General features: G+C 72.3%; 8 protein-coding genes and 2 pseudogenes. 3 read left to right on the forward strand and 7 right to left on the reverse strand.

From position 1 onward, the window contains the following. The 4 genes and pseudogenes from ACXJMZ_RS23075 to ACXJMZ_RS23090 all read right to left on the reverse strand — a co-directional run. Positions 1-806 (reverse strand): annotated as a pseudogene (locus tag ACXJMZ_RS23075) (hypothetical protein); the annotation flags it as partial. A 213-nt stretch (positions 807-1,019) separates the two neighbouring features. Beyond that, complete coding sequence (locus tag ACXJMZ_RS23080) at positions 1,020-2,090, reverse strand: hypothetical protein (RefSeq protein WP_457031955.1); 1,071 nt, start codon at positions 2,088-2,090, stop codon at positions 1,020-1,022. Between the two features lie 46 nt (positions 2,091-2,136). After that, the gene (locus ACXJMZ_RS23085) at positions 2,137-3,849 is read right to left on the reverse strand and encodes a threonine/serine ThrE exporter family protein (protein ID WP_457031956.1); all 1,713 of its coding nucleotides are present in this window, start codon (positions 3,847-3,849) and stop codon (positions 2,137-2,139) included. A 155-nt stretch (positions 3,850-4,004) separates the two neighbouring features. Then, on the reverse strand, positions 4,005-4,640 hold the full coding sequence (locus tag ACXJMZ_RS23090) for a DedA family protein (RefSeq protein ID WP_457031957.1): 636 nt from the start codon (positions 4,638-4,640) through the stop codon (positions 4,005-4,007). 111 nt (positions 4,641-4,751) lie between these two features. Between ACXJMZ_RS23090 and ACXJMZ_RS23095 the strand changes: the two genes are divergently transcribed. After that, positions 4,752-5,681 (forward strand): cation diffusion facilitator family transporter, encoded by a 930-nt coding sequence (locus ACXJMZ_RS23095; protein ID WP_457031958.1) that lies wholly within the window; start codon positions 4,752-4,754, stop codon positions 5,679-5,681. A gap of 159 nt (positions 5,682-5,840) precedes the next feature. On the opposite strand, the gene ACXJMZ_RS23100 is transcribed toward ACXJMZ_RS23095, so the two are convergent. Together ACXJMZ_RS23100 and ACXJMZ_RS23105 are read right to left on the reverse strand one after the other, a co-directional pair. Continuing rightward, a complete protein-coding gene (locus ACXJMZ_RS23100) occupies positions 5,841-8,165 on the reverse strand; it encodes a hypothetical protein (protein ID WP_457031959.1) in 2,325 nt (774 codons plus the stop codon). 43 nt (positions 8,166-8,208) lie between these two features. Then, on the reverse strand, positions 8,209-10,113 hold the full coding sequence (locus ACXJMZ_RS23105) for an ATP-binding protein (RefSeq protein ID WP_457031960.1): 1,905 nt from the start codon (positions 10,111-10,113) through the stop codon (positions 8,209-8,211). Between the two features lie 305 nt (positions 10,114-10,418). On the opposite strand from ACXJMZ_RS23105, the gene ACXJMZ_RS23110 reads away from it, so the two are divergent. Continuing rightward, on the forward strand, positions 10,419-10,736 hold the full coding sequence (locus ACXJMZ_RS23110) for a hypothetical protein (protein WP_457031961.1): 318 nt from the start codon (positions 10,419-10,421) through the stop codon (positions 10,734-10,736). 337 nt (positions 10,737-11,073) lie between these two features. Here the strand turns inward: ACXJMZ_RS23110 and ACXJMZ_RS23115 are convergent. Further along, positions 11,074-11,835, reverse strand: a pseudogene (locus ACXJMZ_RS23115) (TetR/AcrR family transcriptional regulator); the annotation flags it as partial. 189 nt (positions 11,836-12,024) lie between these two features. On the opposite strand from ACXJMZ_RS23115, the gene ACXJMZ_RS23120 reads away from it, so the two are divergent. Next, complete coding sequence (locus ACXJMZ_RS23120) at positions 12,025-13,182, forward strand: acyl-CoA dehydrogenase family protein (RefSeq protein ID WP_457031962.1); 1,158 nt, start codon at positions 12,025-12,027, stop codon at positions 13,180-13,182. Positions 13,183-13,235 lie beyond the last annotated feature (53 nt).

Raw genomic sequence — 13,235 nt, forward strand, 5'->3', positions numbered from 1 at the left:
GCGGCGGCGCGGGCGGCGTCCTCGGCCTGCTGGGCGGCGATCGCTTCGAGCGCCTCCCGGCGCTGCCGCTCCAGGTCCAGGGTGCTGTTCCTGGCTGCGGCCAGGGCGGCGAGCAGCTGCTCCCGGCGGGCGGCGATCTCGGTGACCTGGGTCTGCTGGGTGGCCAGCCGGGCCTCGGCCTGCTCCCTGGCCAGCCGGACGGCGTCGGCCGCCCGGACCGCCTCGGCTTCGGCGGCTCCGGCGGCCTCGGCGGTGCGGGCGGCCTCGGCGGCGGTGGCCGTGGCGGTGTCCAGGATCTCCCTGGTCCGCGCGCCGACCATGCCGATCGCGGCGGCCTGGGCGCCGATCGCTCGGGGTCCGTCGGCGCCCAGCAGGGCGTCCAGGGCAGAGAGTTGGGCACTGGCGCCCTGCCGGTAGGTCTCGGCGGCCAGCTCGGCGGCCCGTTCGGCGGCCGCCACCCTGGCGGCGGCGGCGACCGCGGCCACCGCTCCGGTCCTGGCGGCCTCCGCCCGGGCCCGGGTCAGCCGGGCCTGGGCGCCGTTGTAGGACTCGACGGCCTGCTCGGCCTCCCGGCCGGCCCGCTCGAGATCGGCCTGGGCGGCGGTGAGCCGGGCCTCGATGGCGGTGGTGTCGGCGGCCCGGGCGCTCTCCTCGGCCTGGGCGGCGGCGATGTCGTCGGCGGTGGGGTACGGATCGTCGGCCGGGGCGGCGATGCCGGGTGCGGCGGGTGCCGCTCCCGCGGCGGGCAGCAGACCGAACAGGCCGGAGAGGGTGAGCAGGAGGGTCGGGAGGATTCTGCGAGCCACGGGGTGTCCCTCTCGCGACGGCTGACGGTGGATCAAATATCCCATCAAGTGACAAATCGGTCACTCGTTGTCATAGTTTCAGACCTGACGGTGCCTCAGCGCCATCCCCACACGGCCGGGCGGGTGAGATGTCGGATTGTCAGCCCCGTTCGGACAGCGGCGCCCGGCGCGTGACCGCCCATCAGCCCGAGCCCCCGGAACGCCCCCGGACGATCAGTGCGGGCGGCGGGCCTGCGGGTGCGGCAACCGAGGGGCGGCGGTCCGCAGGCGCCGGTACGGGGAGTGCGGCTCGGGCCCGGCCGGTGAGGAGGGCCGGACGGCGTACGTCCGGGTCCGCCCGGCCCGGACCGTCCGGCGCCGGGCCACCGCCGGCAAGGTACGTTCCGGACCGGCGGCGGGGCCGGGAGCCAGCGGGTGGGCCCGGCGGTCGGCCAGCCGGGCGGAGCGGCGGGCCAGCGCCCGGGCCTCGTGGGCGTCCAGGTGGGCGGTGGCCCGGGCGGCCATCCGTTCGGCGACCCGGTGGGTGGCGGTGTGGTGGGCGGGGACCTTGTCGGGGGCCCCTGCGATCAGGTCGAAGAGCCAGGTGCGCGCGCGGTCCGCGCGGGCGTGCAGCAGCCGTTCGCGCCGGACCGCCCGCGCCCTGCGCCGGGGCCGGGTGGCGTACCGCCAGCGGGCCCAGGGGCTGGTCGGCCGGGCCAGCCGGATCGCGCCGATCCAGGACAGGCCGGGGACCATGATGCCGAGCAGCCCGGTCCACACCTTGCCCTTGAACAGCGCGACGATCGAGACCAGCGCGTTCACGCTGATCACCGCGACCAGGCCCCAGCGGGTGTCCTGCCCCGGCACCACGCCGAGCGGCACGTACCCGGTCAGCAGCAGCGCGGTGAACAGGATGCCGAAGATCACCGCGTCCACCGACTTCCGGCCCTGCGCGCTCCAGTACACGTCGTCCAGGTGCAGGATCAGCGCGAACTCGTCCAGCACCAGGCCGCAGCCGATCCCGAAGCTGAAACCGAACCAGTTGATCCACGGCTCCGCGCCGTTGGTGGCGAACACCCCGATCCCGCCGAGCAGCAGGAAGCCGAGGCCGAACACCATGTGGTGGATGTGCAGGCCGCCCGGGGTGATGTTGCCGGGCCACCAGCGCACGTTGGCCCGGATCATCCGCACGCTGACCCGGATCAGCACGAACGACAGGATGAAGCCCACCAGCAGCAGGAACAGCGGCTGCTTGTGCGCGGCCACGATATGCGTCCGGTAGCCGTCCAGCAGGGCTTCGATCATGCCTCGTACCTTCGTTCCGTCCTGACCCCGGGCCGGTGACCGGGGATCAGAAACCGCGGGTCCGCTTGGCCGCCCGGCGCGGCACCAACAGGTAGGGGGCGAGCCGTTCGTCAGCCGTACCGAGGCCCCGGGTGCCCGACAGGGTGCTGGGCATCTTCATGAAGAGACGCGCGATCTCCCCACCGAGGTTCACCCCGACCGCCAGGGCGAGCGCCAGTGCGGCGGCCCGGCCGACCTGGACCACGCCGCCGACCGGATTGTTCTGGGTGAAGGCCAGCATCCCGAGGTAGATCGCCGAACCCGGCATCAGCGGCCCGAGCGCGGCGGTCATGTACGGCAGCGCGGAGGTCGCCTGGTAACGGGCGGTCAGCTGGCCGAACAGACCGACCAGGCCGGCCGCGATCCCGGTGGCGACGATCGGGGAGACCGCCGCGTTGTACGCCAGCACCCCGTACGTGGACCAGCCGATACCGCTGTTCATGGTGACCAGCGGAAGGATTCTGCGGTCGGTCTGCAGCAGCATCGCGAAGGCCAGCGTGAGCACCATCGCCGCCACCAGCTGCACCGGTGGGTGGCTGATCCCGATCAGGCTCTCGCTCGGGTTCAGGTTCGGATCAAGTTTGGAGCCCGCGTAGAGCACCAGCATCACGCCGATCACGATGCCCGCGACCAGGTACAGCACCTCGAGCAGCCGGGCGGCGGCGGTGATGTAGAAGCCGGTCAGACCGTCCTGCACGGCGGCCACCAGGGCCCGGCCGGGCAGCAGCGCGAACAGCCCACCGGTGATCACCACCGAACCGCGCAGGCCGAGGTGATTGAGCGACAGGATGATGCCGGAGACCGCGGCGGGCATCGCCGCCAGCACGAACTGGTAGAACTCCGGCAGCCCGCGCCGGGCCACCAGCGAGGCCAGCCGGTCACCGAGTATCGCCGCCACGAAGGCGTTCGCGAAGACCAGCCAGGCCTTGGCGTCCAGCTTGCCGCCGACCAGGAAGGTGGCCGCCCCGGCCAGCAGCCCGGTGGCCAGCGCCAGTAGCCAGCCCGGATACGGGTGCCGGTTGCGGCGGATCTCGGCGAGCCGCCGGTAGGCGTCGTTCACCGTCAGCTGCTCGGCGGTGATGTCGGCGACCAGCCGGTAGACCGCGGCCAGCCGGGTGTAGTCGGAGGTCCGGCGGCGGACCACCCGGTCGGCGGTGACCGGGGGTTCGACCAGCGAGGGCTGGTAGGAGATGCCGATCAGCGTGAAGGTGACCTGCGGCTCGCAGTGGTCGAGGCCGAAGGCGTGCGCGATGCCGAGCATCGCCGCCTCGACGTCCTCGGCGGCCTCGCCGCTGGCCAGCAGCAGTTCGCCGATCCGCAGCGTCAGGTCGAGCACCCGCGGCACGTTGCGCTTCACCGCGGACTCGGGCTTCTGCTCCCGCTGGGTCCGCTCGTAGGCCGGCCGCTCGGCCATCGGGGTGCGCAGCAGGGTGCGCATCCGGTCCGGCCAGGGGGCCTCGCCGGGCGCGCCCTGACGGAGCGTCGGGACGGCGATCCCGGTCGGCGGGCTGAAGCCGACCGCCTTCCAGACCTCGGGGGTCAGCGTGTCCTCGGGGTTGTAGACCGGCTCGGCCGCCTCGGCCGGGCTGAGCAGGCCCTCGGTCTGCTGTGGCGCCGGGGCCAGCGGGATGACGGTCTGCTGCTCGAGCGGGGGCGCGGCCGAGCCGAGCAGGCCCTCGGTGGGCGGGGCCTCGCCCGGGAGTACCGGCTTCTTCGGCACCGGCCTGGGCGGCCTGCCGCCCCTGACCTTCCTGCCGCCACCGGGTCGGCCCCGGCCCCGCTTCGGCACTGCCGCTCCTCCGCCGCCCCGGTCCGCATGGTGATCGTCGGTCCCACCTTGCCCGATCGGACGGCCGGATGCACAACCGCCGGAGGTCAGCCCGCTCGCTGGGCGGTCCGACGGGCCCTCAGAAGTTCGACTGCGACCGGAATCACCGAGACCAGCACGATCGCGATCAGGATCGCCTCGATGTTCTCCCGGACGAAAAGGATCTGGCCGAGGAAGTAGCCGAGCACGGTGACCCCGGCGCCCCAGAGCACGCCGCCGACCAGGTTGTAGACCACGAAGGTGCGGTAGTTCATCCGGCTCACGCCCGCCACGATCGGTGTGAAGGTCCGGACGACCGGCACGAACCTGGCCAGCACGATCGCCTTCGGCCCGTGCCGGTCGAAGAAGGCGGCGGCCTTCTCCACGTTCTCCTGCTTGAACAGCCGCGAGTCCGGGCGGCGGAACAGGCTCGGGCCGACCTTCCGGCCGAACAGATAGCCGACCTGGTCACCGGCCACCGCCGCCAGCACGATCAGCACGCACATCAGCCAGAGCGGCTGGGTCAGATACGTACCGTCCGCCACCAGCAGCCCGGTGGTGAACAGCAGTGAGTCACCCGGCAGGAAGAAGCCGATCAGCAGACCCGACTCGGCGAACACGATGGCCAGGATGCCGACCGGCCCGAAGGTGGATATCAGCGTGGTCGGGTCGAGCCAGGACGGACCGAGGGCAAGGCTGGTCACGGGCAGGCGCTCCTCAGGGCGGCAGCTTAGGCAAAGAAACAGTAAAGCATTGACCAAGCAAGTGGCGCGTGAGGGCCGAGATTCCCGGCATACCGGACATACTGTCCGACTATGAGCAGCACCGAAGCCGAGGAGAGCCTCGGCACCGTGATCGTGGCGGGGCTCTGCAATCTGGGGATCGCCGTCGCCAAGGCGGTCGCCGGAGCGATCAGCGGGTCCAGCGCGATGCTCTCCGAGGCGGCGCACTCGTTCGCCGACACGGTCACCGAGCTGCTGCTGTTCACCTCGATCAAACGCGGCTCCCGGCCCGCCGACGACGCCCATCCGTTCGGCTACGGCCGGGAACGCTACCTCTGGGCGCTGCTCGCCTCGTTCGCCACCTTCGTCGGCGGCGCGGTCTTCTCGATCAACGATGGCATCCACACCCTGCTGAACGGCGAGGAACTGGGCAGCCCGACCCTCTCGTACGTCGTGCTCGCGGTCGCCTTCGTCCTGGAGGGCATCTCACTGCGACGGGCGGTACGCCAGGTCCGGACCGAGTCCGCCCGGCTCGGCGCCGACACCTACCAGTACCTGCGGCACACCCCCGACACCGCCGTGAAGGCGGTCTTCCTGGAGGACTCGGCCGCCCTGATCGGCCTGCTGTTCGCCTTCGGTGGCCTGCTCGGCGCCCAGCTGACCGGCTCCGCGGTCTGGGACGGCGTCGCCTCGCTGCTGATCGGCGCCCTGCTCGCCTGGGTGGCGTACGTGCTCGGCCGGGACAACTCCTCACTGCTGATCGGGCGATCGCTGCCCCGGTCGATCGAGGACCGGATCGAGCAGACCCTCCGTCAACAGCCGCACGTGGACGCCGTCCTGGACCTGATCACCATCCTGCACGGCCCCAAGGAGGTCCTGGTCGCCGCCAAGGTCGACTTCTCCGACCTCGCCACCGCCGCCGAGGTCGAACAGGCCTGCGACACCGCCGAACAGGCCGTCCGCACCACCTTCCCCGCCGTCACCCGCATCTACCTCGACCCCACCCCGGGCCCGACCGCCTAGCTCAGCATCTACGGTCAGGGGCTCGGGGAACCGCGACGCCGACCTCGTAAAAGGTGATCCGGGCGTAGATGGTCAGGCACTTTCGCAGTGACCCGCACGCCAGATCTCCTCGCAGTTCCCCGAGCCCCTGGACAGTGCGACTTCAGGAGCTGCCAAAAGCTAAAGGTCGTAGCGCTCGACGATCTCCCGGTGCGGCCCCAGGTCCACCCCTGCGGCCGCCGCGAGTTCGAGCCAGCTGAGCGGGTGGTCCCAGCCCCTGGTGAGGGTGCTCAGGATCGCGTCGGCCTCCGCCGCCGAGGCGAGCGGCGGCACGCCGAGTGCGGCGTAGACCCCGGGCAGCGAGGCCCCCGTCTCCGGGTCCAGCAGCGTGTAGCCGTCCCCGCTGTGGGCCCAGACCGCGAAACCCGCGTCGGTGAGCGCCTCGCGGAAGGAGACCCACCGCACCGTCCCCGGCCAGACCCCGTCCAGCCACCAGGTGGTGAAGCCCGCCGGGTCGAGCAGCGTGAGCAGCTCGAAGGCCGGCCGCCAGTCCAGGCCCTGGTCCTCGGGTGCCTCGTTCAGCAGGGTGGGGCCGAAGACGACCACGTCCCCGTGATTGAGCGTCAGGTCGTCGCCGAGCACCGGCATGATCCGGGCGGTCGCCGGTCCGGTGCGGATCGCCGGGAGATCCGCCGGGGTGCCGTTGCTGCGCCGGGCCCGGACGGTGACGACCTGCCACTCCTCGTCCACCGGGCCGCTGTCCTGCTCGAAGTCGATGCCGAGCAGAGCGCCGGTGGAGCGGACCACCGCCCAGTCCCGGTTGGCGGTGGCAGCGGTCACCAGCTGCCAGAGGTCGGCGCCGTGCACGGTGCGGTACTGGAGCTCGGCGGGTGTGCCCTCGGCCGGCAGGGCGTGCTCCAGCAGCTCCTGGTAGAGCCGCTGGGCGGTGACGTGGTCGCCGAGCCGGCCGGCGGCCAGCGCGCCGAGCCGGCGCGGGTTGATCCGGCTCGGGTCCTCGGCGATCATCGCGGCGCAGTGCTCACCCGCCTCGGCCCAGCGGCCTTCGGCGGCGGCCCAGCGGGCCCTGGCCCAGTACGCGTCGGCGGGGCTGTCCGCCATCAGCCGGTCGGCCAGCCGACGGATCCCGTCGCCGTCCCCCGCGTCGATCAGTGCGGCGGACAGCACCCGGGCCAACTGGCCGTTGGCCGGGTCGACTTCGAGCTGGTCCCAGAGCAGGTCGGCGGCCGCCCTGGCGTGGCCGAGCCCACCCAGCGCACCGGCCAGACCGGTCAGCAGATCGGTCGCCGGAGCGGCCGCGTGCGCGGCGGCCAGCAGGTCGGCGGCCTGCTCACCGGCCAGCGAGTGCCCGGTCAGCCAGTCCCGGAACTCCTCTACCGGCACCGGGAGTTCGGCCGCCGGCAGGGCGTCGGCGGCCGCCCGCAGCGCGGCCACCCGGTCCGCCACACCGTCCGTACGGCGGAGCAGGCCGAGCTTGCGCTCGCCGGTACCGGCCAGCGTCCTGGCCACCTCCCGGGCGCCGCGCCGGACGGCCAGCCGTCCGGCCACCAACAGCAGGTCCAGGCAGGGACGGTGGGACCCGGCCGCGTCCAGGTAGCCGACCCAGTGCGCCAGCCGGGCACCCAGCTCGGCGTCGTTGAGGTAGGCGTCGGCCTCGACCAGCGCGGCCACCGCGGAGGCCCAGCGGTACCGGATGTCGGCGAAGTTCTCCGCCTCCTCCGGCGCGGGCAGCTGCACCAGCGCGGCTTCGGTCCGCCCCAGCGAGGCCAGCATCAGCGCCCGCCCGACCGAAAGCTTTCGGCGGTCGTCCTCGTCCAACTGCCGCCGGGTGGCCAGGAATCCGGCCTCGGCGGTGTCGTACGCGTCCAGCGCCTCCTGGTGCCGGCCGAGCCGGTACAGCGCGGAGGCCCGGCTGTGCCCGAAGGCCAGCGAGACCTGTTCCCCGGCCGCCAGGATCCGGGCCTGGGCCCGGTCCAGGTGGGTGAGGGCGGCCTCGGCCCGGCCGTCGTCCTCCAGGGTGTCGGCGTACTCCCGGGAGAGGCAGTCGAAGCAGGCCCGGGCCGGTTCGACCCGCTCCAGGGTCTCCTCCAGCACCGCGAGCCGCTCGGTCACGTAGCCGGGGCCGTCGATGTTGGCGTGGCAGATGGTGAAGTCCTGCACCGCGCAGACCGACTGCGGACAGGACTCGGTCTCCGGCCGGTGCGCGAACTCCAGCAGCGAGACCGCCTCTTCGAGCGCCGCCTCGCCCTGGTGCCGCTTGTTCAGCAGGTTCTGCAGCCGCCAGTGCCGCAGGAAGACCTCGACCCACGGCAGGTCGAGCGCGCGGGCGGCGGCCAGCGCCTCCGGGAAGACCGCGTCCAGTTGCTCGTTCCGCCCCTCGACGGCGTGCCCGGCGATCTCCGCCAGCGCGGCGGCCAGCCGGTGCTGGCCGGACTCCATCAGACGGCCGTGACTGTCGTGCACCCAGGCCCAGATGTCGGTGCTCATACGGCTTCCCCCTTGCCGGGCGTGCCCGGGCCGTTCACTGCGGTCATCGGTTCGGCGTTCCGTCCTGGTCGTCCGTCAGCCCGTCCGGCGTGGCCGGGCCCTCGGGAACGGCCGCCGTGAGCGCCGCCACCGCGGTGCCCACGCCCCCCAGCGCGGCGGCCAGATCCCCGGCGGCGGAGCCTGCGGCCGCCGCCATGATCACCTTCAGTGAGCGGAGCAGCCCGGCCGCCGTGGCGCTGCCGGTGTGCCCCGCCCGGTAAGCCGTCAGCAGTTGCTGGACCGCGGGTGCGGCCAGGTTGAGATAGAGCCTGGCCTTGACCGTACCGTCGGTCCGCGCGGTGAAGGCGCGGGCCAACTGCAGTGCGGCGGACGGTATCCGGGCGTCCGCCTGGTCGCTCTCGATCCGCGCCTTGAGCTCGGCCTCCCGGTCCGGGACGAGCACCAGCGGCAGCCCCGGCGGATCGAATCGGGCCGGCACCAGTCGCTCGCCGGGATCGGTGAGTGCACCCGACAGCCAGGCGAACTCCTCCCGGGGCAGCGGTCGTTCGGGATCCCGGAACAGCTCGCGGTCGCCGCTCGCACTGCCCAGCTCGACGAGCCGGCAGTCCCGCAGTGCGGCGTACCGGCGCAGGAACGGCAGCACCGCGTACCGGTCGCCCCTGGCGATCGGCACCTGCATGGCGCGGTAGAGCATCTCCTCGAAGCCGCCGCCCGCGCCGAGTGCGACGTGCACCGCGCCGTCCCCGGCCGCCCGCAGCGCACCGGCCGTCAGCTCGCCCTGCGAGGTGGGCACCGGTACGTCGTCGGCGAGCAGGGTGAACAGCCGGTCGTCCACCAGCGCGGCGCCCAGCAGCTCCTGGCCGTGCCGGGCCAGGATGCGCCGCCAGGCGGCCGGGTCCAGCCGGGCGATCTCGTACAGGCCCTCCACCACGGCGTCGGCGAGGACCCGTTGCAGCGCGCGGTAGTGCTCGTCGCGCTGCAGGTCCTCCCGGCCGGCGGTCGGGGTGAGGCGGTTCGACTCGATCACGCCGCCGATGAAGCCGGCCCAGGGCGGCAGCAGATCGCGGGCGTCCTCGGCCAGCAGCATGCCGCGCAGGTAGACCGCGAGGTCGCGGTTGTCGCTGGACCCGTAGCTGCCGCCGTCCTGCACCCAGAGCAGGCCGACCGCGTCGGTGACGCCCTCCACCGGGGCGACCGGCAGGGTGGCGAGCGGCTCGAAGTGCCGTCCGAAGGCGGCGGCGAACCGCATCCGGGCCATCGACTGATCGCCCGTCAGCTCCGTGCGCCAGGGCACCTGGACGCCGTTCACCGGCTGCTCGTCGTCGCCGACCAGGACCGGGATCGGCAGCAGCACGCAGTACCGGCCGAGCACCTCGCGGAGCGCGTACTCGTCGGCGAGCCGGACGTGCTCGGGCTTCAGCAGCAGCTCGACCACGGTGCCAGGGGCCGGGCGGGCCGGCACCTGCTCGACGCTGTACTGCTCGCCGCCCCGGCTCCGGTAGCGGTGGCCGAGCCCGGGTTCGCGGTGCGAGGTGGTGGTGACGGTGACCTCGTCGGCCACCGAGAAGGCCGACAGGAAGCCGAGGCCGAAGGCGCCGATCAGGCTCTGGTCACCCGTCAGATCGCGTAGCAGCCGGGTGTAACCGGTTCCCACGGTGGCCAGGTAGGCGTGGATCTCCGGCTCGGTCAGCCCGGCTCCGGCATCCTCGATCGAGATCGTCCGGCCGGCCTGGTCGGCCCGCACCCGGATCACCCCGGCAGCACTGCCCGGGGCCTCCAGAAGACGTCGGGTATGTGAATCGTGGGCGTTCTGGACAAGTTCGCGCAGCGCTACCAGGGGGGTGGAGTAGAGATGAGTGGCCAGCACACCGACCAGACCCCCGAGGTCGACCTCGGTCGTACGCAGATTCTGTTCCGGCAGCCGACCGGGCTGAAGACCTTCTGACATGAGGCCCAAGTCTGCCAGTAAGACAATCCACCTACTACCTTTTTGTGCTTTACCGTTGCCCGGCACGGACATTCTCGGCTGCGTACCAGGTCGGACGGGGGGGAATTGCCCGTTCCGGGCGGCCTCGACAATGCCTTCACACCAAGTCGGCCACCAACCGTGACACGTTCGGGCGAACCGGGTGGCCGACCATTGAAGTCGGCCGACCCTCTGGTGAATGCTGGTCATGCGACGTCAGGCAACGGCGCGTTACGGGGCGGCCACCCCGCACGCGCCACATTCGCACCAGTTACAGGGAGACCACCGTGTCCCGAATTCGCGCAGCCGCCACCGTCACCGCCCTCGCCGCCTTTCTGCTCATCGGAGCCGGCGCCGCCCACGCCGACAACGGCGCGGGTGCCGCCCACGGCTCCAACAGCAGCGTCGTGAGCAACATCGGCTCCAGCAACGTCGTCGGCAGCGTCAACGGCAACGGCAACGCGACCCAGCAGGCCGCCACCGGATCCGGTGCGGCCAACCAGAACAACAACTCGGGGGTGGCCGGGAATTCCGGCGGCATCGGCGTGATCCAGGGCAACGGCGCCTTCGCCCACAACGTCTACTACCCCTTCGTGCTCTACTAGGCCGATTCGTGCCGTGCGGGGCAGGTCCACAACGGACCTGCCCCACCCGGATCCGAGCCTCGGCCTTGTCGTAGTCGGGCCGCACCTGTCGGAGCAGCCCGACCCAGGTCCGCAGGAAGTCCCGCCGGGCGTCGATCGCCGCCTTCCGGTCCGGCTCGGCCAGCCGCTCGGTCTCACTGACCGTCACGCCCAGGTAGTCGACGTGCCGTCGGGCGAAGTCCAGATAGACCCGCAGCCCGGAGTCCAGCGCGACGGCCGGGGTGGCGGCCCCGGCCAGCGCACCGGAGATCTCGTGCCAGAGCCGCTCCCGCCCACGCACCAGGGTGGCGGCCAGCAGCTCGGCCTTGGTGTCGAAGTGCTTGTAGACGCTGGGCCCGGAGATACCGACCGCCGCCCCGAGCTGGTCGGTGCTCACATTGTCGAAGCCACGCTGGTGGAACAGCCGGGCGGCGGCGGCCACCAGTTCCTCCCGCCGGCCGTCGGCGACCACCTGCTCCGCCGGCCCGGCGGGTGCCGTCGCCGGCCCCGGCGGGCCGAACGGGACGTCCAGCAGCGCCGCACCCAGCTCGGTCAGCAGCCGCTCGAACCGCCGCCGGGGCGGGGCGAAGGTGTGGTACGACAGGCCGCCGTACGCCGAGAGCAGCGACCAGCAGAGCAACTCTGCGTCGGCCCGCGCCAGTTCGGGCCTGGCCGCACCCAGCACCTCGGCCATCCGCCGGACCTCCGCCCGCAACTCCCGGCGCAGCTCGGCCCGTTGGGCGGCGGGCAGCAGCCGGGTGTCCCGCTGCCAGAGTGTGCCCAGCGCGCGGTGGTCGATCGCGGCGGCGGCCAGCCGGGCGCACAGCTCGGTCGGCCCGGCCCGGCCGGCCGCCACCGCCGTACGGAGCCCGGCGAGTTCGGCCCCGACCGTCTGACGGAGCAGCTCGGGCTTGTTCCTGAAGTGCCGGTAGAGCGCCGGGGCGGTGATGCCGACTCCGGCCGCCACCTCGGCCATCGACACCTGGTGGTACCCGGAGCGGTGGAACTGCTCACTCGCGGCCGCCAGGATCTGCGCCTTGCGCCCCGGCGGACGGCGGACCACGCCGCGCTCCGTCGTCATCCTCTCGCCCCCTGCAAGCGATCACCCACGGTCGTCGGCCCAGGGTAGCAAGGATTCACTTGACCAGCCGGGAGATGCTCGAGCAGCGGGGAAACGGCACGAAGAACCACCGGCGGGAACGCTGGACAGCAGAAGCTACCGGCGATTAACTTAACCAGCGATCAGGGGGCACCACGAAGGGAGCGCCGCGTGCGCCGCACCGTGTTCAACGAGGACCACGAGGCGTTCCGGGAGACCATCCGGGACTTCATCTCCAAGGAGGTCGTGCCGGTCTACGAGAGCTGGGAGAACGAGGGCCACCCGCCCCGGGACTTCTACCGCAAGCTCGGCGAGCTCGGCGTCTACGGCATCGAGGTGCCTGAGGAGTACGGCGGCGCGGGCGAGACCGGCTTCAAGTACCAGGCCGTGGTGGTCGAGGAGTGCGCCCGGGCGGGCGTCACCTTCGGCTCGTCCGGTGTGCACACCGGGCTGGTGCTCCCGTACCTGATGGAGTACGCCGACGAGGAGCAGAAGCAGCGCTGGCTGCCCGGCTTCGTCTCCGGCGACATCATGACCGCGATCGCGATGACCGAGCCCGGCGCGGGCTCCGACCTCGCGGGCATCACCACCACCGCGAAGCTCTCCGCGGACGGCACCCACTACGTCCTGAACGGCGCCAAGACCTTCATCACCGGCGGCGTGCTGGCCGACCTGGTGCTGGTGGTCTGCCGCACCTCCCCCTACGACCCGGCGAACCGCCGGGCCGGGCTCTCCATCCTCTGCGTGGACACCACCTCCGAGGGCTACGCCGTCGGCCGCCAGCTGAAGAAGATCGGCCTGCGTACCTCGGACACCGCCGAACTCTCCTTCACCGACGTCAAGGTGCCGGTGGCGGACCTGCTCGGCGAGGAGGGCAACGCCTTCGCCTACCTGACCCACAACCTGGTGCAGGAGCGGCTGGCGATCGCCGTCGGCGCGTACGCCTCGGCCGCCGCGGCGGTGCGCTTCGCGGTGCAGTACGTGAAGGACCGCAAGGTCTTCGGCCAGGCGGTGGCCGAGTTCCAGAACACCAAGTTCACGCTGGCCGACTGCCAGTCCCAGGTGCTGGCCCAGCAGGCCATGGTCGACCAGGCCCTGGAGCTCTACCAGCAGGGCGAGTTGACCGTCGCGGACGCCGCCGCGGCCAAGCTGTTCTGCACCGAGTCGGCCTCCGTCGTGATCGACAAGTGCCTCCAGCTGCACGGCGGTTACGGCTACATCCTGGAGTACCCGATCGCCCGGCTCTACACCGACAACCGGGTGTTCCGGATCTACGGCGGCACCAGCGAGGTCATGAAGACCATCATCGCCAAGTCGCTCGGCCTGTAAGCCTCCTGCACCAGCCCGGCGGGCCGAACCCCACACCCCCACTCCGCCGGGCC

It is taken from the genome of Kitasatospora sp. P5_F3 (assembly GCF_054049135.1).

Coding starts and splice junctions, on each gene's coding strand:
- ACXJMZ_RS23080 (WP_457031955.1), bottom strand. CDS start 2,090: ATGATCGAAGCCCTGCTGGACGGCTACCGGACGCATATCGTGGCCGCG.
- ACXJMZ_RS23095 (WP_457031958.1), top strand. CDS start 4,752: ATGAGCAGCACCGAAGCCGAGGAGAGCCTCGGCACCGTGATCGTGGCG.
- ACXJMZ_RS23100 (WP_457031959.1), bottom strand. CDS start 8,165: ATGAGCACCGACATCTGGGCCTGGGTGCACGACAGTCACGGCCGTCTG.
- ACXJMZ_RS23105 (WP_457031960.1), bottom strand. CDS start 10,113: ATGTCAGAAGGTCTTCAGCCCGGTCGGCTGCCGGAACAGAATCTGCGT.